General features: G+C 70.7%; 23 protein-coding genes. 13 read left to right on the top strand and 10 right to left on the bottom strand.

The features are described from left to right. Positions 1-36 precede the first annotated feature (36 nt). Complete coding sequence (locus NZH93_RS33490; protein WP_259627286.1) at positions 37-918, bottom strand: 3-methyladenine DNA glycosylase; 882 nt, start codon at positions 916-918, stop codon at positions 37-39. Positions 919-959: 41 nt separating this feature from the next. Here NZH93_RS33490 and NZH93_RS33485 point away from each other — a divergent pair, with 41 nt between their 5' ends. Further along, on the top strand, positions 960-1,526 hold the full coding sequence (locus NZH93_RS33485) for a sugar O-acetyltransferase (protein WP_259627285.1): 567 nt from the start codon (positions 960-962) through the stop codon (positions 1,524-1,526). 651 nt (positions 1,527-2,177) lie between these two features. On the opposite strand, the gene NZH93_RS33480 is transcribed toward NZH93_RS33485, so the two are convergent. After that, positions 2,178-3,095, bottom strand: a complete 918-nt coding sequence (locus NZH93_RS33480; protein ID WP_259627284.1) for an ArsR/SmtB family transcription factor — start codon at positions 3,093-3,095, stop codon at positions 2,178-2,180. Positions 3,096-3,152: 57 nt separating this feature from the next. Here NZH93_RS33480 and NZH93_RS33475 point away from each other — a divergent pair, with 57 nt between their 5' ends. Next, positions 3,153-4,364 (top strand): MFS transporter, encoded by a 1,212-nt coding sequence (locus NZH93_RS33475; RefSeq protein WP_259627283.1) that lies wholly within the window; start codon positions 3,153-3,155, stop codon positions 4,362-4,364. Between the two features lies 1 nt (position 4,365). Here NZH93_RS33475 and NZH93_RS33470 read toward each other — a convergent pair whose 3' ends face one another. The 4 genes from NZH93_RS33470 to NZH93_RS33455 all read right to left on the bottom strand — a co-directional run bounded on the left by NZH93_RS33470 (position 4,366) and on the right by NZH93_RS33455 (position 9,165). After that, positions 4,366-5,403, bottom strand: coding sequence for a hemolysin family protein (locus tag NZH93_RS33470; RefSeq protein ID WP_259627282.1), 1,038 nt, complete (start codon positions 5,401-5,403; stop codon positions 4,366-4,368). Further along, positions 5,400-6,734, bottom strand: a complete 1,335-nt coding sequence (locus NZH93_RS33465) for a hemolysin family protein (protein WP_259627281.1) — start codon at positions 6,732-6,734, stop codon at positions 5,400-5,402. Before NZH93_RS33465 ends, NZH93_RS33470 begins: the two co-directional genes overlap by 4 nt. Before the next feature lie 164 nt (positions 6,735-6,898). Next, the gene (locus NZH93_RS33460) at positions 6,899-7,939 is read right to left on the bottom strand and encodes a LacI family DNA-binding transcriptional regulator (protein ID WP_259627280.1); all 1,041 of its coding nucleotides are present in this window, start codon (positions 7,937-7,939) and stop codon (positions 6,899-6,901) included. A 179-nt stretch (positions 7,940-8,118) separates the two neighbouring features. Next, positions 8,119-9,165 carry a serine hydrolase gene (locus NZH93_RS33455; protein WP_259627279.1) on the bottom strand — a complete coding sequence of 349 codons (1,047 nt, stop codon included), beginning with the start codon at positions 9,163-9,165 and terminating at the stop codon, positions 8,119-8,121. Between the two features lie 82 nt (positions 9,166-9,247). On the opposite strand from NZH93_RS33455, the gene NZH93_RS33450 reads away from it, so the two are divergent. Then, complete coding sequence (locus NZH93_RS33450) at positions 9,248-9,955, top strand: SDR family oxidoreductase (RefSeq protein WP_259627278.1); 708 nt, start codon at positions 9,248-9,250, stop codon at positions 9,953-9,955. A gap of 40 nt (positions 9,956-9,995) precedes the next feature. Here the strand turns inward: NZH93_RS33450 and NZH93_RS33445 are convergent, their stop codons facing one another. Next, a complete protein-coding gene (locus tag NZH93_RS33445) occupies positions 9,996-10,439 on the bottom strand; it encodes a cupin domain-containing protein (protein WP_259627277.1) in 444 nt (147 codons plus the stop codon). Further along, complete coding sequence (locus tag NZH93_RS33440; protein ID WP_259627276.1) at positions 10,436-11,953, bottom strand: GGDEF domain-containing protein; 1,518 nt, start codon at positions 11,951-11,953, stop codon at positions 10,436-10,438. Before NZH93_RS33440 ends, NZH93_RS33445 begins: the two co-directional genes overlap by 4 nt. A 242-nt stretch (positions 11,954-12,195) precedes the next feature. On the opposite strand from NZH93_RS33440, the gene ruvC reads away from it, so the two are divergent. The 8 genes from ruvC (at position 12,196) to NZH93_RS33400 (ending at position 20,994) form a co-directional block, all read left to right on the top strand. Next, positions 12,196-12,771, top strand: coding sequence for a crossover junction endodeoxyribonuclease RuvC (gene ruvC, locus NZH93_RS33435; protein ID WP_259627275.1), 576 nt, complete (start codon positions 12,196-12,198; stop codon positions 12,769-12,771). Then, a complete protein-coding gene (gene ruvA / locus NZH93_RS33430) occupies positions 12,768-13,358 on the top strand; it encodes a Holliday junction branch migration protein RuvA (protein WP_259627274.1) in 591 nt (196 codons plus the stop codon). The genes ruvC and ruvA overlap by 4 nt, the downstream gene beginning before the upstream one ends. Continuing rightward, positions 13,355-14,368, top strand: a complete 1,014-nt coding sequence (gene ruvB, locus NZH93_RS33425; RefSeq protein WP_259627273.1) for a Holliday junction branch migration DNA helicase RuvB — start codon at positions 13,355-13,357, stop codon at positions 14,366-14,368. The genes ruvA and ruvB overlap by 4 nt, the downstream gene beginning before the upstream one ends. Before the next feature lie 98 nt (positions 14,369-14,466). Next, positions 14,467-14,844: a preprotein translocase subunit YajC gene (gene yajC / locus NZH93_RS33420; RefSeq protein ID WP_259627272.1), complete on the top strand. Its 378-nt coding sequence runs from the start codon at positions 14,467-14,469 to the stop codon at positions 14,842-14,844. 202 nt (positions 14,845-15,046) lie between these two features. Next, a complete protein-coding gene (gene secD, locus NZH93_RS33415) occupies positions 15,047-16,906 on the top strand; it encodes a protein translocase subunit SecD (protein ID WP_259627271.1) in 1,860 nt (619 codons plus the stop codon). Between the two features lies 1 nt (position 16,907). After that, the gene (gene secF / locus NZH93_RS33410; RefSeq protein WP_259627270.1) at positions 16,908-18,098 is read left to right on the top strand and encodes a protein translocase subunit SecF; all 1,191 of its coding nucleotides are present in this window, start codon (positions 16,908-16,910) and stop codon (positions 18,096-18,098) included. Then, positions 18,095-18,613, top strand: coding sequence for an adenine phosphoribosyltransferase (locus NZH93_RS33405; RefSeq protein WP_259627269.1), 519 nt, complete (start codon positions 18,095-18,097; stop codon positions 18,611-18,613). The genes secF and NZH93_RS33405 overlap by 4 nt, the downstream gene beginning before the upstream one ends. An 80-nt stretch (positions 18,614-18,693) precedes the next feature. Beyond that, positions 18,694-20,994, top strand: a complete 2,301-nt coding sequence (locus NZH93_RS33400) for a RelA/SpoT family protein (RefSeq protein ID WP_259627268.1) — start codon at positions 18,694-18,696, stop codon at positions 20,992-20,994. Between the two features lie 168 nt (positions 20,995-21,162). Here the strand turns inward: NZH93_RS33400 and NZH93_RS33395 are convergent, their stop codons facing one another. Beyond that, positions 21,163-21,978: an alpha/beta fold hydrolase gene (locus NZH93_RS33395; RefSeq protein WP_259627267.1), complete on the bottom strand. Its 816-nt coding sequence runs from the start codon at positions 21,976-21,978 to the stop codon at positions 21,163-21,165. Positions 21,979-22,076: 98 nt separating this feature from the next. Here NZH93_RS33395 and NZH93_RS33390 point away from each other — a divergent pair, with 98 nt between their 5' ends. After that, positions 22,077-22,433 carry a winged helix-turn-helix transcriptional regulator gene (locus NZH93_RS33390; protein ID WP_259627266.1) on the top strand — a complete coding sequence of 119 codons (357 nt, stop codon included), beginning with the start codon at positions 22,077-22,079 and terminating at the stop codon, positions 22,431-22,433. A gap of 102 nt (positions 22,434-22,535) precedes the next feature. Here NZH93_RS33390 and NZH93_RS33385 read toward each other — a convergent pair whose 3' ends face one another. Next, on the bottom strand, positions 22,536-23,405 hold the full coding sequence (locus NZH93_RS33385) for a peptidylprolyl isomerase (RefSeq protein ID WP_259627265.1): 870 nt from the start codon (positions 23,403-23,405) through the stop codon (positions 22,536-22,538). 170 nt (positions 23,406-23,575) lie between these two features. Between NZH93_RS33385 and NZH93_RS33380 the strand changes: the two genes are divergently transcribed. Next, positions 23,576-24,274 (top strand): MBL fold metallo-hydrolase, encoded by a 699-nt coding sequence (locus tag NZH93_RS33380; RefSeq protein ID WP_259627264.1) that lies wholly within the window; start codon positions 23,576-23,578, stop codon positions 24,272-24,274.

The following is a 24,274-nucleotide window of genomic DNA, read 5'->3' as shown; positions in this document are numbered from 1 at the left end:
TTGTGGCTGACTTGGCGGGATATTTACCCGATTGGGTCAGTTTCTCAGGTCTGCTGTGTGACTCAATGTTACTGATAGGTCGAGCAGTGCGGCACGCAAAGGCACAGCTCTCGCGCTGAACGACGCCTGCTGCCGCACGTACTCGGCCCGCCCCTCCGGCGTCTCGATCGCCACCGGCTCGTACCCCAGCGGGGCCAGGTCGTACGGGCTCGCGCGCATGTCCAGCTCGCGCACCTCCACGGCCAACGCGAAGCAGTCCGCGACCAGCTCCGACGGCGTCGCCGGGTCCAGCTTGTACGCCCACTTGAACAGGTCCATCGAGACGTGCAGGCAGCCGGGCTGGTCGAACTCGACCTGCGTCTCCCTCGTCGGCTGGAGCGTGTTGTGCGGCCGCGCGTCCGGCGTGAAGAAGCGGAACGCGTCGAAGTGCCCGCACTGCACGCGGCTCGCGTCCACCACCGCGTCCGTCCCCGTCGACCCCAGCCGCAGCGGCCACGCGTTGTGCCGCACCTGCTCGGGCCGCTGCCGGTAGACCATCGCCCACTCGTGCAGCCCGAAGCAGCCCAGCCGCGGCGCCCGGCGCGCCGTCGCCCCCAGCAGCCGCCGCACGAAGTCGACGGTCGCCCGCCGCGACTCGGCGAACCGCTCGACGTCCAGCGCCACGCCGTCGGCGGTCTCCCCGTACGCGGGCCACCGCAGGAACTCGCGCGCCGCCGCGCCCTCCAGCACGACACCGGGACCGGGGTGCCAGCGCTCCAGCCGCGACGGCCGGTGCGAGTAGTAGGAGAACAGGAAGTCCAGCACGGGGTGCTTCTCCCCGGTCGCCTTCCGCTCGTGGTGCGGACCCGTCCAGCGCAGCACGCGCGCCCGGTGCTCGGCCCGGCGCGCCGTCCACTCGGCCTCGGTCAACACCACCATGCGGTCAGCTTATTCGTGCCGCGCGTTTGTACGGTCGTCCCATGACGCCGGACACCCGAACCATGCGCGAGCGGATGCTCGCCGGAGACCTGTACATCGCCGACGACCCGGAACTCGAGGAGCTGTCCGCCGTCTCCGGCGACTTCCAGGACGCCTACAACGCGACCACGTCCCGCCAGCACGCCGAACGCTCCCGACTGCTCACCGAGTGGCTGGGCGCCGTCGGCGAGGGCACCGCCATCCGCCCGCCGTTCCACGTCGACTACGGCAGGTTCATCACCATCGGCGCCCGCACGTTCGCCAACTTCGGCCTGGTCGCGCTAGACGTCGCCCCGATCACCATCGGCGACGACGTCCAGATGGGGCCCAACGTGCAACTCCTCACCCCGACCCACCCGGTCGACCCGGAACCGCGCCGCGCGAAGTGGGAGGCCGCCAAGCCGATCGTCATCGGCGACAACGTGTGGCTCGGCGGCGGCGCCATCGTGCTCGCCGGGGTGACCATCGGGGAGAACACCGTGGTCGGCGCGGGCGCCGTGGTGACACGCGACCTGCCCGCGAACGTCATCGCGGTGGGGAGCCCGGTGCGAGTGGTGAGGGAGATCTAGTGCGGTGTTGTCTGGGGACCTGACCGCTCAACGTTGTGGTTCTGCCCCGTGCGTCGCTGACGGACGGGGCAGACTCCGCGTGAGTCTGGGGGAGGGTGGACCTGGCCGAGCGATGTTCGAGAGATCGAGTTCCTGTACAGCGGTTACGTCGATCTGCGGGACCAGTGGGCCGCTCTGCTCCTGGACCTACGACACGATCCCGACGCACTTGGATCCACTTGGAAGTCCGCGCCGGAAGGCAGCCCGATCACGGAACGTCAAATCCTGTTCCAGGCCGCCGAGTTGGCCGCCGACGGCGCGGCCGAGAGCACGCTCCACCACGTGCCTTCCCTGGCCAAGGCCTATTTGCCTGGTACGCCGTTGGGTCCGCACCAAGCTTTCTGGGCGCTTGCCCGTCGACGACGCTGATCGAGGATGCCTCTGGTGGCGGAGTGCACAGCCATTCCCGCTGGGGTGAGGCGTCCCACCTGTTCATGGCCGCCGATGTGGCTGATCTCCTGGTTCGTGGCGGCCAAGCCGTCTCGGACTACTGGGGACGTGATGCCAGTGCATTCACCGAGGCTTGCGCGAGCGTGGCGAACACCATGCGGGACGGTGGGACGCAGCTCCTGGACAGGGAGCCGGCGTGATCCGCACCAATGCGCCCAAGCCCTAATCCCCGCCCTGCACCAGCGCCAGCCCCAGTGCCGTTCGCAGCGACACCACCTCCCGCCCCTCCCGGCGGCTGACCGCGAGGCCGGTCGCCCGCAGCACCCCGAGGTGCTGCGAGACCGACCCCGCGGTCACGTCCAGGCGTTCGGCGAGTTCGGACACGGTGCTCGGGCGTTCCAGTTCGTGCAGCAGGCGGGCGCGGGTGGTGCCGAGCAGGCGGGTGAGGGCGGGGCGGGCTGGTGGGGTCGGTCTGGTCCACAGGGTGCCGAAGCCGGTGGCCGGGTAGCAGAGGGCAAGGCGGACGGGGCTGTCGCGGAGGTAGACGTCCGGCCAGATGAAGGCCGACGGGACCAGTACGAGGTCGCGGGTGCCCAGTTCGGTGATGGTGCCTGCCACCTCGACGGCGGTCGGGTGCCAGGTGACGGTGTCGTGCAGTTCGTTGAGCACGGTGGGGCCGCCGTGTTCGGTGAGCCTGCGGCCACGGCGTTCCACGTCGCCCTGGAGGACGCCCTCCAGCCTCGGCCAGAGGGGTTCGACGATCGCGTCGTGGACGGCTCGGACGCGGTCGCGCAGGGCGGTCAGTGCCTCGGTCGGGTCGTCCAGCAGGGGGCGGGCGTGGGGGTCGGCGCCGACGGCGGCGGTGATGCGCTCGGGGGTGGCGCGGAAGAGGGCGTCGACCTCCGTGTCGATGCCGGTGGAGCGCAGACCCGGTGTGGGGATGAGGAACTCGGGCACGACGGGGCCGCGGGTGGCGAGGCGGCGGAGCAGGCGGAACCACGGGTCGTCCGGCAGGCTGCCCAGGCGCGATTCGGCCCACGTGGTCCAGCGCTGGTGGACCGGGGCGCACTCCGGGGCGGCCAGCACGCGCAGGCCGGCGATCGTTTCCCAGAGCGGCGAGACGGCGAAGCGGAGGGCCATCGCTTTAGCCCAGCCTAAAACGTTCGACTTGGCCAGTGATCCGGCCAAGGTGGGTGCATGGGGACTGGGTGGGGGCGGTTGCAGGCGGTCGCGGTCAGCGGGTCGACGGGGGAGGGGCTGCTGCTGACGGCGCTGCCGCTCCTGGCGATCACGATCACGACCGATCCGCGGCAGGTGGCGCTGGTGAACGTGGTGGGGCAGCTCCCGTGGCTGCTGTTCTCGCTGGCGGCGGGGGTGTTGATCGACCGGTTCCGGCGGACGGTGGTGCTCGCGTCGGCGTTCGCCGTGCAGGCCGCGGCGGCGGCCGTGCTCGCCGTCGCGACGTCGACCGGCGTGCTGACCCTGCCGCTGCTGCTGGTCGTCTCGTTCGTCGTCGTCAGCTCGCAGGTGCTCGGCGACGGCGCCAGCGGCGCGCTGGTACCGGACGTCGTCGGCCCGGACCGGTTGGCCGCCGCGAACGCCCGGATGATCGTCATCGACCGCGGGGTCGTGCAGTTCGTGGTGCCGCCGGTGACCGGTTTCCTGCTGGCGTTCGCGGTCGGGCTGCCCGCGTGGCTCGCCTGCGCGGCGGCACTGGTGGCGCTGCTGCTGACCCGTGGCCTCGCCGTCCCGCACGTGCCGAGCCCGCCGGGTCACCCGCTGCGCGACATCAGGACCGGGCTCGCGTTCCTCGTGGGCAGCCCGCTGCTGCGCACCATCACGGTCACCGTCGCGCTCGGCTCGTTCGCCGCCAGCGCGAGCATGCCGATGTTCGTCCTCTACGCGACGCAGATCCTGCACGTCGGCTCGGTCGGCTACGGCGTGCTGATGGCGTGCCTGGCTGTCGGGTGGATCGGGGCGTCGTTCGTGGTGCACCGACTGGTCACCCGGCTCGGCTACGCCTGGTCCATGCGGCTCTCGACGCTGTCCGCCTCGGTCCTGATCCTGCTCATCGCGGTGGAGCCGCCGGTGTTCGCGCTGGTCGCCGGGACGCTGGTGGTGCTGTCGTCCACGACGCTGGTGTGGAACGTGTGCTCGCAGTCCAGCCGCCAGCGGTTCACGCCCACGCCGCTGCTCGGCCGGGTGCTCACCAGCCACCGCGCGCTGGCCTGGGGCCTGACGCCGCTCGGCGCGCTCGCGGGTGGGTTCGTCGCGGCGACGTGGGGGCTGCGCTGGGTGTGGGTGATGGCCTCGGCCGTGCACCTGCTGTCCGCGGTGCTGATGTGGAAGACCGTGTCCCCCAAGGGGTTCGCCGCGGAGGAGGCCCGATTCGCCGCTCGGGCCTCCTGACTCACAGCTCGCGGCTCACGTGGGTGCCGTCGCGGACCGTGCCGACGTACTCCTCGACCAGGTCCTCCATCGCCACGACGCCGCACAGCGCGCCGTCCGCGTCCACGGCCCGCGCCAGGTGCGACTGCGCCCGCCGCAGCGCGGCCAGCGCCTCGTCCAGGTGGGCGTCCACGGGCAGGTCCGGCAGGCCGCGGATGCGGGTGCGGGGCACGGGCGTGCCCGGATCCGCGCCCGCGAGGTCCAGCACGTCCTTGACGTGCAGGTAGCCCAGCAGCTTCCCGTTGTCGCCGCGCACGGGGAACCGGGAGAACCCGGTCTGGGCCACGGACGACTCGACCTCGCCGACCGTCGGGTTGGACGACAGCGTGGTCAGCCGGTCCAGCGGCACCAGCACGTCGGCCACGGTCCGCTCCGCCGACGACAGCGTCTGCGTGAGCCGCCGGTGCTCGGAGTCCTCCAGCAGGCCCTCCTGGCGGGACTGGGCGATCAGCATCGCCAGCTCGTCCGGCGTGTACGCCGTGTCCAGCTCGTCCTTCGGCGTGACCTTCATCAGCTTCAGCACGGCCGTCGACACGACGGTGAACATCCGCAGCACCGGGCCGACGAGCTTGCAGAACCCGTAGTGCACCGGCACGAGCCAGATCGCGAGCTGCTCCGGGTTCGCGATGGCCAGGTTCTTCGGCACCATCTCGCCGAGGATCGTGTGCAGCGCCACCACGATGATCAGCGCGATGGCGAACGAGATGCCGTGCCGCACCGCCGTCGGGACGCCGATGGCGTGGAACGGCGACTCCAGGATCGACGCCACGGCGGGTTCGCCGATCGCGCCGAGCCCCAGCGAGCACAGCGTGATGCCGAGCTGCGCGCCCGCGATCATCAGCGGCAGCTCCCGACCGGCCTTGATCGCCGTGCGGGCCCGGCTGCTGCCCTTCTCGGCCAGCGCCTCGAGCCGGTCGCGGCGGGCGGTGATGATCGCGAACTCGGCGCCGACGAAGAACGCGTTGCCCGCCAGGAACAGGAAGAGGACCAGGATGCTCACTGCGCCGCCACCTGGTCCGCGTCGGCGACCCTGGCCACCCGCAGCTCGGCCGTGCGGTGCCGGTCCATCCGCATCACGGTGATGCGCCAGCCGTCGACCCGGATCTCGTCGCCGACCTCGGGGATGCGGCCGAGCCTGGCCATGACCAGACCGGCCAGCGTCTCGTAGTCGCCCTCCGGCATCCGGAACCTGGTGGCCTCGGCGACCTCGTCGTCGCGCAGCAGCCCGGACACCATCCAGCTCCCCTTGCCCAGCGGGCGGACCGGAGCGGCCTCGCCCCGGTCGTGCTCGTCGCGGACGTCGCCCACGATCTCCTCGACCACGTCCTCCAGCGTCACCAGCCCGGCCGTGCCGCCGTACTCGTCCACGACGAGCGCGGTCTGGAGCCCGGACGCCCGCAGCCGGTCCAGCAGCGCGTCGCCCTCCAGGGTCTCCGGCACGATCTGCACCGGCCGGGTCAGCGCCGACACCGGCGTGGTCCCGCGCTGGTTCACCGGCACGCTGAACGCCTGCTTCACGTGCACCATTCCGCGCACCTCGTCCAGGTCGCCGTTGTGCACGGGGAACCGGGAGAAGCCGGTCTCGCGGGTCTTGGAGATCAGGTCCAGCACGGTCGCGTCGACGCGCAGCGCCTCGACCTGCACGCGCGGCGTCATCAGCTCACCGGCCGTGCGGTCGCCGAAGCGCAGCGAGCGGTCCAGCAGCGTCGCCGTGCCCTGGTCGAGCGTGCCGTGCTCGGCGCTGGAGCGCACCAGGGCGCTCAGCTCCTCCGGCGACCGCGCGGACGCCAGCTCCTCGACCGGTTCGACGCCGAAGCGGCGCACCAGCCAGTTCGCGGTCAGGTTCATGCCGCTGATCAGCCAGCGGAACGTGCTGGAGAACGCCGCCTGGTAGCCGACGACCGCGCGGGCCGTCTCCATCGGCTTCGCGATGGCGAGGTTCTTCGGCACGAGCTCGCCGAACACCATCGACACGGCCGTGGCCAGCGCCAGCGCGAACGCCAGTGCCAGCGGGTCGGCCACCGAAGACGGCACGCCGAGGGCGGTCAGGCCGGGTTCGACCAGTTCCGCGATGGCGGGTTCGGCGATGTAGCCGGTGATCAGGGTGGTGATGGTGATGGCCAACTGGGCGCCGGAGAGCTGGAAGGACAGCGACTTGTGCGCCTTCTGGAGCTTCAGGGCCCTGGCATCGCCCACGACGGCGGCGTGGTTGTCCACGGTGCTGCGTTCGAGGGCGGTCAACGAGAACTCGGCGGCGACCGCGGTGGCGGTCCCGAGGGTGAGAGCGACGACGGCCAGCAGGCCGAGGACGCTCAGGAGTGTTCCGATCACCTGTCGCCTCCGGCGAGGGACGGGATCGAGCTGGTGTGGCAGCCGGGTGTTCGACCCGGCTCAGTACTGAAGCCAGGTGACTGCGCGTCGCGCACGGAAGGAGTCACTCCTCGGTCGGGCATGCTGGTGGAGAGCGGTTCGGTCCAGTTTAGAGGGTATGGCCCTCACCGCAGGCCGGTTCCGGAGGGTGCTCGGGTGCTCGCCCTGAGTACGACCTCGCCCGCGACCTTGACCGTGCGGACCTCGGCGGTCCCCTCGTCCAGCACGAGCCGCGCCGCCCGTTCGCCCAGCTCCTCCAGCGGGAGCCGCACGGTGCTCAGCCCCGGCACCAGGTCCCGCAGCGTCGGGATGTCGTCGAACCCCGCCATGGACACGTCCTCCGGCACCCGCAGCCCGGATTCGCGCAGCGCCGCCATCGCGCCGAGCGCCATCACGTCGTTGACGGCGAACACGCAGGTCGCGCCGGTCTTCGCGGCCAGCAGCTCGGTCGCCGCCGCGTGCCCGCCGTCCCTGGTGAACGCCCCGGTGACCACGGACGCGGCGGGCAGGTCGAGCCCGGCGTCGGCCAGCCCGGCCTTGAAGCCCGCGAGCCGGTCGCGCGCCACCACCAGGTTCGGCGGCCCCGCCAGCACGGCGAACCGCTTGTGCCCCAGCGCCGCCAGCTCCCGCGCCAGCGCGCGGGCACCCGCCCGGTTCGACGGCACGACGGTGTCCGCGGGGATGCGGGACTGCGAGACGCACGCGACCCGCCCGCCCTGCGCGGTGAACGCCTCGACCTCGGCGGCGAGCCTGGCCGTGGCCCCTCGGTCCGTGGTGCGGCTGCCCGCGATCACGACGGCCCGCGCCCGGTGCGCGCGGAGCGTGTACAGCAGCTCGACCTCGCGCTCGGGGTCGCGGCCGGTGGTGCCGAGCACCACGACCAGGCCCGCCTCCTCGGCGATCCTGGTCACGCCCGCCGCGATGCTGGAGAAGTACGGGTCCGAGATGTCGTGCACCACGAGACCCACGAGCACGCTGCTGTTGCGCGCCAGCGCTTGCGCGGCGGCGTTCGGCAGGTAGCCCAGCTCCTGCGCGGACCCGACGACGCGGTCTCGCAGCTCGTCGCTGACCTGCCGCGTGCTGCCGTTGAGGACTCGCGACGCGGTCGCCAGCGACACCCCCGCGTGGCTCGCGACCTCCGCCAGCGTCACCTGCCTGGGAGTCAAACCCGTTCCTCCTCGATAGCTTGCCGGGAGCCTAGTCGTCGCGGACCCCGGACGCGGCACGGTGACCACCGACAACACCTCCCCCGAGCCGATCGGGGAGTGAACGGGTCGGTCGTCGACGGCGGCGACGACCGACCCTGTCCACTAGGTGAGGAGCGCGCAGCTCCTCGGGAAATACGTCACGCGCCCGTCCAGGGCCGGTAGACCTGCGAGAGACGGGGCCTCGGCGCCGGGCAGGTGATCTGCCGGACCGAGTCGAACAGGGTCCTGCCGATCGCCGCGCGCGCCCGCAGCGCCGGGTGCGTGGCGCTGTAGTTGTCGTTGTTGGCGGTCTCGTCCCCGCGGAACCGACCGGACGCGAACAGCGCGAACGTGATCACCGGCTTGCCGTCGGCGTCGAACACGACACCCGCCTCGTTGCGGCCGTCCGCGAACCAACCGGCCTTCGTCGCGACCTGGAGCCGCTCGTTCGACGACAGCTCCAGCCGGACGCCGTCGGTGAACGACGTCAGCGACCTCAGCACCGTCAGCAGGTGGGTGGTCGAGGCGGGCGACAGCAGCTCCTCGTTCACCAGCTTCCGCAGCAGCGTGAACGTCTCGCGCGGCGTCGTCGTCCCGAGGTAGTACCGGTTCGGGTTGGCGACCGGCACGACCTGCGTGTGGACGAAACCCTTGCCCCGCAGGATGTCGTTGATCTCCCGCGCGGGCACGAGCAGGCCGCACAGCCGCACGGCGGTGTTGTCCGAGACGGTCAGCAGCGCCGACAGGACGTGGCCGACGGTGATCGAGCTGGGGTACGCGCCGTCCAGCCCGAAGATCCCGTCGGTGTCGTGGATGACGATGTCCGCCGTCAGCTCGATCCGCTGGTCGAGCGTCAGCAGCCCCCGGTCGACCTTGTCCAGCACCGTGACCGCCACGGCGATCTTGTTGACGCTGTACGCCTCCACGACGGTGTCCGGGTGCTCCTCCACGGCCGCCCGCACGGACCCGTCCGGGTTCGCCACACCGATGTAGGAGGACCAGGTGCCGCGCGCCCTGCGGGTTTCCAGGCGGTACTTGCGGGCGATCTTGCGCCTCGCCACCTCGGCCGTGCGCGGGACCACCGCCTCCAGCTCCGGCTCGGTGTCGACCTCGTCGTCCTGCGCCGCCGCCGTTCCCGAGCCCAGCACCGCCGACGCCGCCGCGGCCGACCCCAAGCCGAGCGCGAACCTGCGTGTGATGTTCATGAAACCCCCTGTTCGGACCAGTGAGATGATCCAATCAGGTGTCACTGTCGTCCCGCTGACGACTTTGGGTAGCGTTCGCGCCATGGGCGACTCGGTCTTCGTGATCACCGGTGCTTCCCGTGGCATCGGCGCTGCCACCGCGGAACTGGCCGCCGCCGCCGGCTACCGGCTGGTGCTGGCCTCCCGGCGCGCGGAGGACCTGGTCAACGCGGGGATGAGGCTGGGAGGGCCCGACCGCGTCTGGGCGGCCTCGTGCGACGTGACCTCGTGGCACGACCTGGCGTTCCTGATGGGGCGCGTCGAGGAGGAGTGGGGCTCGATCGACGTCGTCTTCGCCAACGCGGGCGCCAGCGTCGTCACGTCCTTCACCTCCGACGAGGGCGCCCCGCCCGCCGAGTGGGCGGACATGGTGCTCACCAACGTCTGCGGCCCCGCGTACACCGCCAAGGCCGCCATGCCCGCGCTCGTCCGCAGCCGCGGCCACCTCGTGCTGACAGGCTCGGCGGCGGGCCGCGGCGTCCGCCCCGGCAACCTGTACTCGGCCACGAAGTGGGCCGTCACCGGCCTGGCGCAGAACATCCGCGCCGAGTGCGCCGACACCGGCGTCCGCGTCACCGTCGTCCAGCCGGGCCTGACCGACACCGGCGCGATCCCGGCGTCACGGGCCACCGAACCCAAGCTCGACCCGGCCGACGTGGGCCGCGCGGTGCTGTACGCCGTGTCGCAGCCGCCGTCCGTGGACGTGAACGAGGTCGTGGTCCGGCCGACCGGCCAGGGCCCGTACCGCTAGCGGACCACGGGCAGCACGACCCCCCGCACGCGCGGCACCGTCACGGGCAGAGCCGCCTGACCTCCGCCGCGTGCGACGGGTACTCGGCGGCCAGTGCGTCGGCGTCGCCGAACTCCACCACGTCGTCGGTGTACGGCGGCACGACGACCGTGGTCACCAGCGCCCAGTCGCCGTCGGGCTCGCTCGCCTGCCACACCCCGGCGGGCACCACGACCTGCGGGCGCTGCCCGTCGGCGAGGGCCGAGCCGAGCACCGGTGTGGTCACCGAGCCGTCCGGGTGCAGCAGCAGCATCCGCAGCGGGGCGCCGGCGTGGTGCGCGTACACCTCGACGTTCGTCAGCCTGTGCACGGCGGAGGACTCGCCCGCGCGCAGCAGGTAGTAGATGGTCGACAGGTCCGCGGAGCGGTGGCCCTGCGCGAAGTGGCCGCCCTCCACGGGTAGCGGGGCGAGGTCGAGTGCGGCGATGACGTCGTCGGCGGTCACGCGTGCTCCGGTGCGGGGATCGAGCCGTGGACGACGACCATGCCCTTGCCCAGCCGCTTCGCCGTGTACATGGCGGCGTCGGCCGAACCGAGCATGTCGTCGGCGGACACGGCGGCGTCGTGGGCCGTGCGGTGGGCTATGCCCACGCTCGCGCACACCTCGTGCTCGCGGCCCTGGGTCTGGTGCGGGGACTTGAGCGCGGCCAGGACGCGGTTGCCGATCTCCGACGGGTCGACGTCGCCGCTCTCCACCAGGACGCCGAACTCGTCGCCGCCGAGCCGGGCTACGGTGTCCTCGTCGCGCACGCAGTGCTGGAGCCTGGTCGCCACGATCCGCAGGACGGCGTCGCCCTCGGCGTGGCCGAAGTTGTCGTTGACGTGCTTGAAGCCGTCCACGTCGATGAACGCGAGCACGACCGGGTCGCCGCGGCGGAGCGCGGCGGTGAGGCGCTCGCGGAACAGCTCGCGGTTCGCCACCCCCGTCAGCGGGTCGTGGAAGGCCTGGTGCCGGAGCTGTTCCCGGCTCTCGTGGAGCTGGTCGAGCAGGCGGGCGTTGTCCATCAGCGTCACGAGCTGCCGCACGATCACCAGCAGCACGACGCCGAGACCCGCGTAGATCTCCAGCGGGTTGAACCTGACGCCCGTCGCGGTGCCGACGACGATGAACAGACCGGTGATCAGCATCGGCAGGTACGGCACGAGCAGGTGCAGCAGCTCCCCGGTGCCGAGCCCGCCCGTGCGGACCGGTTTCCCCTTGGTGGGGGCCAACGAGCTGAGCAGGAGCATCACCGGGCACGCCATGAAGCCCACGTCGGCGATCGGTGGGATGGCCTCGGCGCCGTGGCTGACGAGCCAGGCGAAGATCCAGCCGGACGCCGACTGCGCGAGCCCCGCGAGGGCGAGGAACAGCATCGGCAACTGGCGGACGGTGCGGTGGGTCCACGACGTGACCAGGAGCGTCACCAGCAGCACCAGGTACGCGGCCGGGTGGGCGATCACGGTGGCGAAACCGGGCCCGGACGTGGCCCAGGCGCGGGCGATCGACTCCAGCGCCGACACCCAGGTCAGCACGAACAGCGAGCCCACGACGATCAGGCCGTCCAGCACCACCAGCAGCTTGCTGCGGTGGTTCGGCAGCGAGTCCGCCGCGCCGTGCGCCAGCGTCAGCACCGCGCCCAGCGCGAGCACCGGCGTGAGGATGAAACCCAGCGGTGCCAACGTGGACGAGGGCAGCGAGACGCCGAGGAAGAGCTGGCCCCAGATCCACGCGCTCAGGCCGACGGTCAGGCTCGCCGTCGACGCGACCATCCACAGCCGCCAGCGGCGCTCGGTGCCCTGCTCGCGGCGGGCGGCCCGGAGGAAGAGGACCAGCGCGGCGACGGCGGCGGCGAGCTGCGACGTCTTGTCCAGCGCGACGGACGCCTGGTGGCCGAGCACGCCCGACACCACGACACCCACCAGCAGCGCCAGCAGGGTGCAGAGGAAGGCCGTTCGAGCGCAGAATCGCCTCGGCATCGTGGCCTCCCGCTTGTCGCGACCGGGAAGGTGAAGTGGATCAAAGGGACCGCGTCACCGTAGCGAGGTGGTGACTCAGTGTCGACCGCGCACGTCCCCGGTGTCGCCAATCCGTGACTGTCCCCGTGAGGGGGAATCGGCGGTCGCGGACCACCTGGACGGGTGGTCGCGTGTCGCGGGGAGCGGGCGGTGGCCCACCCACTAAAGTTCGAACGGATGTTCGTCTCGGTGGAGGGACCCCAGTGCGCGTGTTCGGCGTCGACCCAGGCCTGACCCGGTGCGGGTTCGGCGTCGTCGACGGTGGCCCCGGCCGCGCGGTGAAGATCGTCGCGGTCGACGTGGTCCGCACGTCGGTTGACGACGAGCTGGCGATCCGGCTGATGCACCTCGCCGACGAGGTGGAGGTCTGGCTGGACCGGTACCGGCCGGAGGTGATCGCCATCGAGCGGGTCTTCAGCCAGCACAACGTGCGCACCGCGATGGCCACGGCCCAGGCCGGTGGCGTGGTCGCCCTGGCCGCCGCGCGGCGGGGCCTGCCGGTCATGTTCCACACGCCCAGCGAGGTCAAGGCCGCCGTCACGGGGTCGGGCCGCGCGGACAAGGCGCAGGTGACGATGATGGTCACCAAGCTGCTCGGCCTGGTCGAGGCGCCGAAGCCCGCGGACGCGGCGGACGCGCTGGCGCTGGCCATCTGCCACATCTGGCGGGCGCCGATGCAGTCGAGGATGGCCCAGGCGCAGGCCAAGGCCGCCGAGATGGCCCGCACCCACAAGCTCAAGCTCGCGCAGGCCGCGAAAAACGGAGGTAGGACCAAGTGATTTCGTCGCTGCGTGGACAGGTGCTGTCCATCGGACTCGATCACGTGGTCGTCGAGGTCGGGGGAGTCGGGTTCGCCGTCCAGGCGACGCCCACGACGCTCGCCGGGCTGCGGCGCGGCGAGGAGGCGACGCTCTCGACCTCGCTGGTCGTGCGCGAGGACTCGTTGACCCTGTTCGGCTTCACCGACGCGGACGCGCGGGAGCTGTTCGGCCTGTTGCAGACCGTGTCCGGCATCGGGCCGCGGCTCGCGCTGGCCACGCTGGCGGTGCTGGAGCCGGACAAGCTGCGGGCCGCGCTGGCCGACGGCAACATCACCGTGCTCACCCAGGTGCCCGGCATCGGCCGCAAGGGCGCCGAGCGGCTGATCATCGAGCTGCGCGACAAGGCGGGCCCGCTGCCGACCGCCGACGGCGTCGCGGACGGCGCTCCGCAGGTGCGCGAGCAGGTCGTGGAAGCGCTGCTGGGCCTCGGTTTCCCGGTCAAGCAGGCCGAGTCGACCGTGGACGCGGTCATCGCCGAGGACTCCGCGCAGACCACCCCGACCGTGCTCCGCCGTTCGCTGGCCGCCTTGGGGCGCAAGAGGTGAATTACGAGGAAGAGGACGAGACCCTCTCGCCGTTGGTCATCCCGACCGAGCGGGACGTCGAGGGAACGCTGCGGCCCAAGGACCTGACCGAGTTCGTCGGCCAGCTCAAGGTCCGCGAGCAGTTGGAACTGGTGCTCCAGGGCGCGATGCGCCGCGGGTCGCCGCCGGACCACGTGCTGCTGTCCGGCCCTCCCGGACTCGGCAAGACCAGCCTCGCGATGATCATCGCGGCCGAGCTGGGCGCGTCGCTGCGGATCACCTCCGGGCCCGCGCTGGAACGGGCGGGCGACCTCGCCGCGATGCTGTCGAACCTCGTCGAGGGCGACGTGCTGTTCATCGACGAGATCCACCGCATCGCCCGGCCCGCCGAGGAGATGCTGTACCTGGCGATGGAGGATTTCCGGGTCGACGTCGTCGTCGGCAAGGGGCCGGGCGCGACCAGCATCCCGCTGGACATCGCGCCGTTCACGCTGGTCGGCGCCACCACCCGGTCCGGCTCGCTGACCGGCCCGCTGCGCGACCGGTTCGGCTTCACCGGGCACATGGAGTTCTACACCGCCGACGAGCTGGACCACATCATCAGGCGCTCGGCCAAGATCCTGGGCGTCGACCTGCGGGAGGACGGCGCGCTGGAGATCGCGGGCCGGTCCCGCGGCACGCCCCGGATCGCGAACCGGCTGCTGCGCCGGGTCCGCGACTTCGCCGAGGTCCGCGCGGACGGCGTGGTCGACCTCCAGGTCGCCCGCGACGCCCTCGCCGTCTACGACGTCGACGAACTGGGCCTGGACCGGTTGGACCGGGCCGTGCTCGGCGCGCTGGTTCGCTCGTTCGGCGGCGGGCCGGTCGGGGTCGCGACCCTCGCCGTCGCCGTGGGTGAGGAGGTGACCACGGTGGAGGAGGTGTGCGAGCCCTACCTGGTCAGAGCCGGCATGCTGGCCCGTACGCCCAGAGGACGCGTGGCCACCGACGCCGCCTGGTTGCACCTGGGATTGCAGCCACCCACGGCCTGACGAGTGATCGGGTTCGATGACCTGGCACAATCGCCGGTGGCACCCAGAAAAATCGGACGTTCCGGACACGGATCGGGCGTTCGGCCGAACGGAGAATGATGAACCTTTCGTCCCTGATGTTCCCGTTGCTGCTGGTGCTGCTCGCCGTGCCGCTGTTCCTCAGCGCTCGCAAGCAGAAGCGCGCGGCAGCCGAGCAGCAGCAGCTCCTGTCCTCCCTGGAGCCGGGTGACCGCGTGATGACCACCTCCGGTCTCTACGCGACGGTCGCCGACGCCACCGACGACGCCACGATCGACCTGGAGATCGCCGACGGCGTCGTCACGACCTGGCTGCGCCAGGCCGTGCGCGAGAAGATCGTCCCGGCCGACGACCTCGACGAGGTCGAGGACGACGAACAGGACGCCGTCGTCGACGAGGTCGCCCCGGCGACCGCCGCGGAGATCGCGCCGCCGCTGGAGCACAACACCAAGAAGTAAGCGCGTCGGAGCGCGTCGGTCCGCGGTTGGCAACGGTCAAAACTGCCAACTGCGGGCAGTGACGTCCAGCTCACACGACGCGGGGTACGCTGCGCCCTCGCCCGGACTGAACACCTTCGGGTGAGGGCGTGCTGTCCTCGTCCCACCAGGACGAGGTCCGCCGACCTGACATCATCTTCCAGTTCGAGGAGACGGACGGACCGTGGCACCTCCGGCCGGGCAGATCCGCCCAGCGAAGTACCTGGGCGCATTTGTCCTCATCGTGGTCGCGCTGTACTCCCTGGTGTTCTTCACCGGGAGCGGCAAGGCGACCCCCAAGCTCGGCATCGACCTCCAGGGAGGAACGCGGGTCACGCTGACCGCGCGAGCCCCCGACGGGAAGACTCCGACGGACGAGGCGCTCAACCAGGCCCGAACCCTCATCGAGACCCGTGTCAACGGCCTCGGTGTGTCCGGCTCCGAGGTCGTCCGCGACGGCACGAACCTGGTCATCACCGTGCCCGGCGCCGACGGCGAGGGCGCGAAGAGCCTCGGCAAGACGGCGCGCCTGGCGTTCCGCAAGGTCGTGGGCTCCCCGGCGCCGAACGCCCCGGTCGTCCCGCAGACGACCGGCTCGACGCCTCCCGCGTCGACGTCCGGCAGCCCCGCCCCCACGTCGGGCTCGGTCCCGCCCGGTGAGACCGCGGGCTCGACGCCGCCGTCCAGCGGTGCCCCGCAGGGCCGTCCGGCTCCCCTCCAGGAGGGCCAGCCCGCCAGCACGGACCCGTCCGCCCCCGTGAGCACGGACCCGTCCGCGCCGCCCGCGAGCGACGCCGCGCAGCCGCCCGCCGACCAGCCCGACTGCCAGGCCGTGTTCAACGGCAAGTACTCGGACGACACGACCAAGGCCATCGCCGAGGCGAAGGCGTGCAGGCAGGACCCGGCGCTCACCACGCTGGACGCGCAGACCGTGCAGCAGGCCCTCCAGGCGTTCACCTGCCCGGTCGACGTCGACCCGCTGATCGGCAACGACGACTTCGACAAGCCCCTGATCACCTGCGACCAGGACAAGGCGAACAAGTACGTCCTCGCGCCGGTGAACCCGGCGGCCGACGACAAGACGGTCAAGGAAGACGACTACTCGCTCTACACCCGCCTGACCGGTGAGGACATCAACAACGCGACCTCGGGCAGCGACCCGCAGGGCGCGGGCTTCGTGGTCTCCCTGGACTTCAAGGGCGACGGCGGTTCGAAGTGGGGCAAGTTCACCACCGCGAACACGCAGCAGCAGGTCGCCGTGGTGCTCGACAGCCAGGTCGTGTCGGCCCCGAACATCAACGAGCCGATCCTCGGCGGCAGCACCCAGATCAGCGGCACCTTCACGCAGAAGGAGGCCGACCAGCTCGCGAACGTGCTGAAGTACGGCTCGCTGCCGCTGTCGTTCGAGGCCTCCGAGGCCGAGACGGTGTCCGCGACCCTGGGCCTCGCCTCGCTGGAAGCCGGCCTCCTCGCGGGTGGCATCGGCCTCGGCCTGGTGTTCCTCTACTGCCTCTTCTACTACCGCCTGCTGGGCATCCTGACGATCCTGTCGCTGCTCCTGTCCGGTGGCATCGTCTACGCCGTCCTGGTGTTGCTCGGCCGCTGGATCGGGTTCACCCTCGACCTCGCGGGCATCGCGGGCTTCATCGTGTCGATCGGTATCACGGCGGACTCGTTCGTGGTGTTCTTCGAGCGGTTGAAGGACGAGGTGCGGGAGGGCCGGTCGTTCCGGTCGGCCGTGCCGCGCGCCTGGATCCGCTCGCGGCGGACGATCCTGTCCGCCGACGCGGTCAGCTTCCTGGCCTCGGCGATCCTGTACGTGATCGCCGTCGGCCAGGTGAAGGGCTTCGCGTTCACGCTCGGCATGTCGACGGTGCTCGACCTGGTGGTCGTCTTCCTGGTCACGCACCCGCTGGTGGCGCTGGCGTCGAAGTCCAAGTTCCTGTCCAACCCGAAGGTGTCCGGCCTCGGCGGGGCGCAGCAGGCCGGTGTCGACCAGCGCGCGCACGCGAGCTCGAAGACCACCGCCGTGAAGGAGGCCTGACGTGGCGAAGACCAAGGGCAACGGAGTCTTCCACCGCCTCTACGTCGGCACTGGCGCGTTCGACATCGTCGGCAAGCGCAAGCGCTGGTACGTGATCTTCGGGATCATCCTGCTGATCTGCATCGGCTCGATCGGGATCAAGCAGTTCAACCTCGGCATCGACTTCGTCGGCGGCACCAAGATCCAGATGCCCGCCGCGAGCTCGCAGGGCGACATCCAGGTCCAAGCGGTCAAGGACAGCTTCAGCAAGGCGCTCGGCGAGGACGCCACGGCGGTGCAGAGCGTGGGCACCGGCGGCACGGCGACCATCCAGATCCGCACCGAGACGCTGAACACGGAGCAGGTCGCCAAGCTGAAGACCGCGCTGAACGACGACCTGAAGCCGTCCGGCGGCATCCAGTCGATCAGCGACAGCGCCGTCAGCGCCTCCTGGGGCGGTGAGATCACGACCAAGGCCCTGATCGCGCTGCTGGTGTTCCTGGTGGCGGTGGCGATCTTCCTGGCGCTGTACTTCGAGCTGTCGATGGCCGTCGCGGCGCTCATCGCCGTGTTCCACGACGTCATCATCACGGCGGGCATCTACTCGCTCGTCGGGTTCGAGGTCTCGCCCGCGACGGTTATCGGTCTGCTGACCATCCTGGGCTTCTCGCTCTACGACACGGTGGTCGTGTTCGACAAGGTCAAGGAGAACACCAGGGGCATCCTGGGCCTGACCCGGCGCACTTACGCCGAGGCGGCCAACCTGGCGGTCAACCAGACCCTGATGCGGTCGATCAACACCTCGCTGATCGCCCTGCTGCCCGTGCTCGGCCTGCTCGTGATCGGCGTCGGCCTGCTCGGCGTCGGCACGCTCCAGGACCTGGCGCTCGTGCAGCTCACGGGTATCTTCATCGGCGCACTGTCGTCCATCTACATCGCGACCCCCGCGGCCGTGGACTTGAAGATGCGCGACCCGAAGTACAAGGCCCAGGCCCAGCGGGTGCTCGCCCGCCGGGAGAGCCTGGCGAAGAAGGCCGCCGCCGGTCAGTCGACCGGTGAGGCCCCCGAGGGCATCGAGTCCAGCGACGAGTCGGTCCTGGACGCCGAACTCCGCAAGGAGAAGGCGTACGCGGCGGCGGCCGGTGTGCCGTCCCGCACGCCGAAGGCCAGCGACCTCCGTCGTGGCCGCCCGACCGGCAAGAAGCAGCGTTGAAGCTCGACAACGCGCTGAAACTCCTGCGTGAGGTCCCGGACTTCCCCCGACCGGGTGTTGTTTTCCGGGACCTCACGCCGGTGCTCGCCGATCCCGACGCCCTGCGCGCCGTGGTGGACGGGTTGCAGGACAAGATCGACCCGGACACGCAGGTCGTCGCCGCGATCGAATCGCGCGGTTTCCTGCTCGGAGCACCCCTCGGGTACGGCTGGCGCTACGGCGTCGTGCCGCTGCGCAAGCCGGGCAAGCTGCCCGCCGTCGCGCACCGCGTGTCGTACGACCTGGAGTACGGCACGGCGGAGCTGGAACTGCCCGCCGATGCCATCCTCCCTGGTCAGCGCGTCGTGATCGTGGACGACGTGCTCGCGACCGGGGGCACCGCCGAGGCCGCCTGCACACTCGTGGAGCGTGCGGGGGCGATCGTGACGGGCATCTCCGTGGTACTGGAGATCACCGCCCTGGACGGTCGTGCCCGACTAGCCGGACGGAACGTCAGCGCGCTGCTCGCCGTGTGAAGTACCCCGCTCGTCGCCCCGCACGCCGTTTTTCTCGGCGCGCGGGGCTATTCTCGGGTCCTAGCCCCTGAGGAGCGTGGTTGAGCCAGGACACCGAACCCGCGGCGACGACGCAGCCCGTGCCCGCACGGCCGCCGTCAGCCACCAGGCGCGTGCGCGCGCGACTCGCGCGACGCATCACCGCACAGCGGGCGGCGCCCGTGAAGCAGGTGCTCGAACCACTGGCCGCCGTCCACCGCGACCTGCACCCCAAGGCCGACCTGGCCCTGTTGCAGAGCGCGTACGACGTGGCCGAGGAGAAGCACCGGCCCCAGCGCCGCAAGTCCGGCGACCCGTACATCACCCACCCGCTCGCCGTGGCGACGATCCTGGGTGAGCTGGGCATGGACACCACCACGCTGGTGGCTGCCCTCCTGCACGACACGGTCGAGGACACCGACTACTCGCTCGAAGCCCTCCGCGAGGACTTCGGCGACGAGGTGGCCCGGCTCGTGGACGGTGTCACGAAGCTCGACAAGGTGAAGCTCGGCGCGGCGGCCGAGGCCGAGACCATCCGCAAGATGGTCATCGCCATGGCCAAGGACCCGCGGGTGCTGGTCATCAAGCTGGCCGACCGGCTGCACAACATGCGCACGATGCGCTTCCTGCCGCCGGAGAAGCAGGCGCGCAAGGCGCGGGAGACCCTGGAGGTCCTCGCCCCGCTGGCGCACCGCCTGGGCATGGCGACGGTCAAGTGGGAGTTGGAGGACCTCGCGTTCGCGATCCTCCAGCCGAAGAAGTACGACGAGATCGTGCGGCTGGTGGCCAACCGGGCCCCGTCGCGCGACACGTACCTCGGCGGGGTCATCACCGAGCTGACCGGCCAGCTCGAGGGCTCGCGGATCACCGCGAAGGTCGAGGGCAGGCCGAAGCACTACTACTCGATCCACCAGAAGATGATCGTCCGGGGCCGCGACTTCGACGACATCCACGACTTGGTGGGCGTCCGCATCCAGGTGGACGAGGTGCGCGACTGCTACGCCGCCATGGGTGTCGTGCACGCGCTGTGGCAGCCGATGCCCGGCCGGTTCAAGGACTACATCGCGCAGCCGCGGTTCGGGGTCTACCAGTCGTTGCACACGACGGTGATCGGGCCGGACGGCAAGCCCCTGGAAGTGCAGATCCGGACGTACGACATGCACCGCACCGCCGAGTACGGCATCGCGGCGCACTGGCGGTACAAGGAGACGCGCGGGACGCACAACGGCAAGGGCGTCGAGGTCGACGAGATGGCGTGGATGCGCCAGCTCCTCGACTGGCAGCGGGAGGCGGCCGACCCCGGCGAGTTCCTGGAGTCGCTGCGCTTCGACCTGGCCGCTCGCGAGATCTTCGTGTTCACGCCCAAGGGTGACGTGGAGACGCTGCCCGCCGGGTCGACGCCGGTGGACTTCGCCTACTCGGTGCACACCGAGGTGGGCCACCGGTGCATCGGCGCTCGGGTGAACGGGCGGCTCGTCGCGCTGGAGCGGAAGCTGGAGAACGGCGAGGTCGTCGAGATCTTCACCTCGAAGGCCGAGGGTGCCGGGCCTTCGAGGGACTGGCTGTCGTTCGTCGCGTCGCCCCGCGCGAAGGCGAAGATCAAGCAGTGGTTCGCGAAGGAGCGCAAGGAAGAAGCGATCGAGGTCGGCAAGGACACCATCGCGAAGGAGGTCCGGCGGGTCGGACTCCCGTTGCAGCGATTGGTGTCGGCCGACTCGATGGGGGCGTTGGCCAAGGAGCTGCACTACCCCGACGTGAGCGCCCTGTACGCCGCCGTCGGCGAGGGGCACACGTCGGGGCGGCACGTCGTCCAGCGGCTCGTGGCCCAGTTGGGCGGGGTCGACCACGCCGAGGAGGAGCTGGCCGAGCGGTCGACGCCGTCGACGGTCACCCGCCGGAGGGTGACCGGGGACGCCGGTGTCGTGGTCAAGGACGCCACGGACGTGTGGGTGAAGCTGGCCCGGTGCTGCACGCCGGTGCCCGGTGACGACATCCTCGGCTTCGTGACCCGTGGTGGTGGGGTCTCGGTGCACCGGACCGACTGCACGAACGCCGACGAACTGCTGGCCTCGCCCGAGCGGCTGCTGGACGTCGAGTGGGCGCCTTCGGCGTCGTCGGTGTTCCTGGTGGCGATCCAGGTGGAGGCGCTCGATCGGCACCGGCTGCTGTCGGACGTGACGAAGGTGCTGGCGGACGAGAAGGTCAACATCCTGTCGGCTTCGGTGACCACTTCGCGGGACCGGGTGGCGGTGAGCCGGTTCTCGTTCGAGATGGGGGATCCGAAGCACCTCGGGCACGTGCTGAAGGCCGTTCGGAGCGTTGAGGGTGTGTACGACGTTTACCGGGTGACTTCGGCTAGCTGAGGGTGTGGGGATAGCCACCCCGCTCGCCAAGTGTCTCCATGGCCCGTTTCGTTTGTCAAGGCGGGAAAGATGCCTTGACAAACGAAACGGGCCATGAGGGCGCTTCGGATCGGGGTGGCGGGGGGAGTGTGGGTGTCTTCTAGTTGCGTGCTGATGTGCGGGGGCGTGCTACTCCAGTAGTAGCTGTAGCAGTGCGGCTGGTCGGTCCAGTGGGATGATGTGGCCGCAGTCGGGGATCACGCGGCCGGTGAGGTTGTCGGCGATCGGGCGTAGTTGTCGTTCCAGGGTTGAGCCGACCGGGTGGGCGCCGATCGTCAGGGTTGGGGTGGTGAGTCTGCTGTGCGCCACGGCGTCGCGGATCTGGCGGGTGCTGGTGGGCATGGCGCGGTAGTGCTCGAAGGCGCAGCGCAAGGAGTCGTGGCCGGTGTAGGCGGTGGTGAACGCGGTTTCGATGTCCGGTGGTACGCCTCGGCCCTGGGTGCCCGCGGTGAGGAAGAACCTGAGGTATTTGGCCTCGTGGCCGGTCAGGACCTGTTCGGCCAGGTCGGGGACCTGGTGGAAGCCGAACCACCACGGTGGGGTGAAAGCCTCGGCGCCTGGTAGGTCGCCCAGCAGGGACTCCATGAGTACCAGGCGGTCGACTCGCTCGGGGTGGTGCATGGCCAGGAGGAACGCTGGTGGGGCGCCCGCGTCGATGCCTACGACGGTTGCGGTTCGTTCGCCCAGTGCGTCCAGCAACGCTTCCGCGTCTTGGGCCAGGGTGCCGGCGTCGTAGCCGGTCTTGGCTCGGGTGGTGCCGCCTAGGCCGCGTAGGTCCGGGGCGATGACGCGGTGGCTCGCGGCCAGCGTGGGAATGACTTTTTCCCAGATGCGCCAGGTGTGCGGGAAGCCGTGCAGGAGCAGGATCGCCGGTCCCGTTCCGGCTGTCGCCACGGTGATCTCGATGCCGTTCGCGGCCACCTCGTCCACGGTGATGTCGGTCATCCCAGCTCCTCTGCGGTTACCATTGGTTACCTGGTGAAGCTAGGTACTCTCGTTCGCCGTGCCAAGACGGCACTTCCGCGTCAGGTGGTGAGGTCCGGGTGACCCGTGGAGACCTGTTCTCGCCCGCGTGCCCCACGCGGCGGCTGCTGGACCGGATCGGGTCCAAGTGGACGTCGATGGCGGTGAAGGTGCTGGCCGAGGCCGCGCCCGGTGAGGTGCGGTTCGCCGACCTGCGGCGGCGGATACCGGGGATCTCGCAGAAGATGCTGTCCGTGACGCTCCAGAGCCTGGTGCACGACGGGCTGGTCGCGCGGCGGGTGGAGCCCGCCGTGCCGGTGCGGGTGCACTACCGGCTGACCGAACTCGGGCTTTCGCTGGAGGTGCCGCTCGCCGCGCTGCGGGAGTGGGCCGAGGCGCACATGGCGGAGATCGACGAGGCGTCAGCGGGGCGTTAGAGCTGTTCGGCAGGATGATCGACAGGTCCCGTGCAGTACCAAGGGGAAGACGCGAAGGGCCCCGGCACGGTGTGCCGGGGCTCTCGTGCGTGGTGGTGCGTGCTAGCCGACGGTGGCCGTCTCGAACTTGACTTCCTTGTTCGGCTTGCCGCCGCCGGGCGACGGGTCGAACGCGCCGTCGTGGCCCGCCTTCGCGACCTCGTCGATCAGCTTCAGGCCGGCCTCGTCGAGGCTGCCGAAGACGGTGTAGTCGGGGGAGAGTTGCGCGTCGCCGTAGACGATGAAGAACTGGCTGCCGTTCGTCCCCTTCTGCGTCTCGGGGTCCGCGCCCGCGTTCGCCATGGCCAGGTACGAGCGGCCGTAGGTCAGCTCGGGCCACACCTCGTTGTCGAAGGCGTAGCCGGGGCCGCCCGAACCGGTGCCGGTCGGGTCACCGCACTGCAACATCTGGAGGCCCTCGGTGCCGATGCGGTGGCAGCTCGACCCGTCGTAGTACTTCTGCGTGACCAGGTTGATGAAGCTGTTCACCGTGCAGGGGGCCAGCGACTTGTCCAGGGTCAGCTTCAGCTCACCGATGTTGGCCTTGATCGTCACGGTCTGCGTGCCGGTGGAGGCGATCCCGGCGCCCTCGGGCGCCTTGATGCCTTCCTTGGCACCGGGCTCCTTGGAGGGGCGGTACTCGCAGGCGACCGGGTCGGCCAACGGGGTCGGGCGCTTCGGCAGTGCCTTGACCTCCGTGGGGATCTGGATCGGCTTCGGCGCCGAGCTGCTCTCACCGGTGGCGGCCTCGGCGTCGCCGTTGCTCCAGTCGTGCGTCGCGAGGAAGTAGACGCCGCCCGCGACCACGATCACGGTCAAGGTCGTCGCTACCAGCGCGGTAAGCCTTCGACGCTTCGCTCGTTGCTGTCGGTTGACGAGCTGACGCTCCAGCTTCCGCTTTGCTTGTTCGCGGCGCTGCTCGTTGTTCGGCACCTGCTCCCTCCCCAGGGATCTCGTGCTTCGCGGGTGGATAGTGCGTGCCGGCAGAGCCGACAATTTGGGCAGTCTAGGGGGCACGTATATAGCTGGTGTGTGCCGGCTAGGCTGGTACAGCGGTTACACCGCGTTCTGTTGCCAATCCGTTGCCGTCGAGAGGTGCCGCCGTGCTGGTGATCGGGTTCCCGACCGGCGCCTTGCAGGCCAACTGCTACCTGGTGGCCACCGGCGAGGGCGAGGCCTGCGTCGTCGTGGACCCCGGCCAGGACGCCGTCGAGCCGCTGGAGAAGGCGCTGCGTGAGCACCGGCTGTCGCCGGTCGCCGTGCTGCTGACCCACGGTCACTTCGACCACTCGTTCTCCGTCGCCCCCGTGTGCGACGGGCACGACATCCCCGCCTGGATCCACCCGGACGACCAGGAGATGCTGTCGGACCCGCTGAAGGGCATCAGCGCCGAGACGGCCGCGTTCTTCGGCGGCAAGCTGGAGATGCGCGAGCCGAAGCAGGTGCGCTCGCTCGACGACGGCGCCGAACTGGACCTCGCCGGGCTGAGGATGACCGTCGACCACACCCCCGGCCATACGGGCGGGTCGGTGATGTTCCGCGCGGGCACCGAGGAGGGCGGACGGCTGGTGCTGTCCGGCGACACCCTCTTCGCGGGCTCGATCGGTCGCACCGACCTGCCGGGTGGTGACCACCGGAGCATGCTGACGTCGTTGCGCCGCAAGGTGTTGACGTTGGCGGACGACACGGTGGTCCTGCCCGGCCACGGACCGACGACCACCATCGGCCGGGAGCGCGTGAGCAACCCGTACCTGACGCAACTGGGCGACTCCGCACCGGCCGCACCGCACCGAGGACTGTGA

It is taken from the genome of Umezawaea endophytica, assembly GCF_025061645.1.
In the GTDB taxonomy this organism is placed as follows: domain Bacteria; phylum Actinomycetota; class Actinomycetes; order Mycobacteriales; family Pseudonocardiaceae; genus Umezawaea; species Umezawaea endophytica.
Note: the sequence above shows the minus strand (reverse complement) of the source record. Positions and strands in the feature narration are given on the sequence as shown.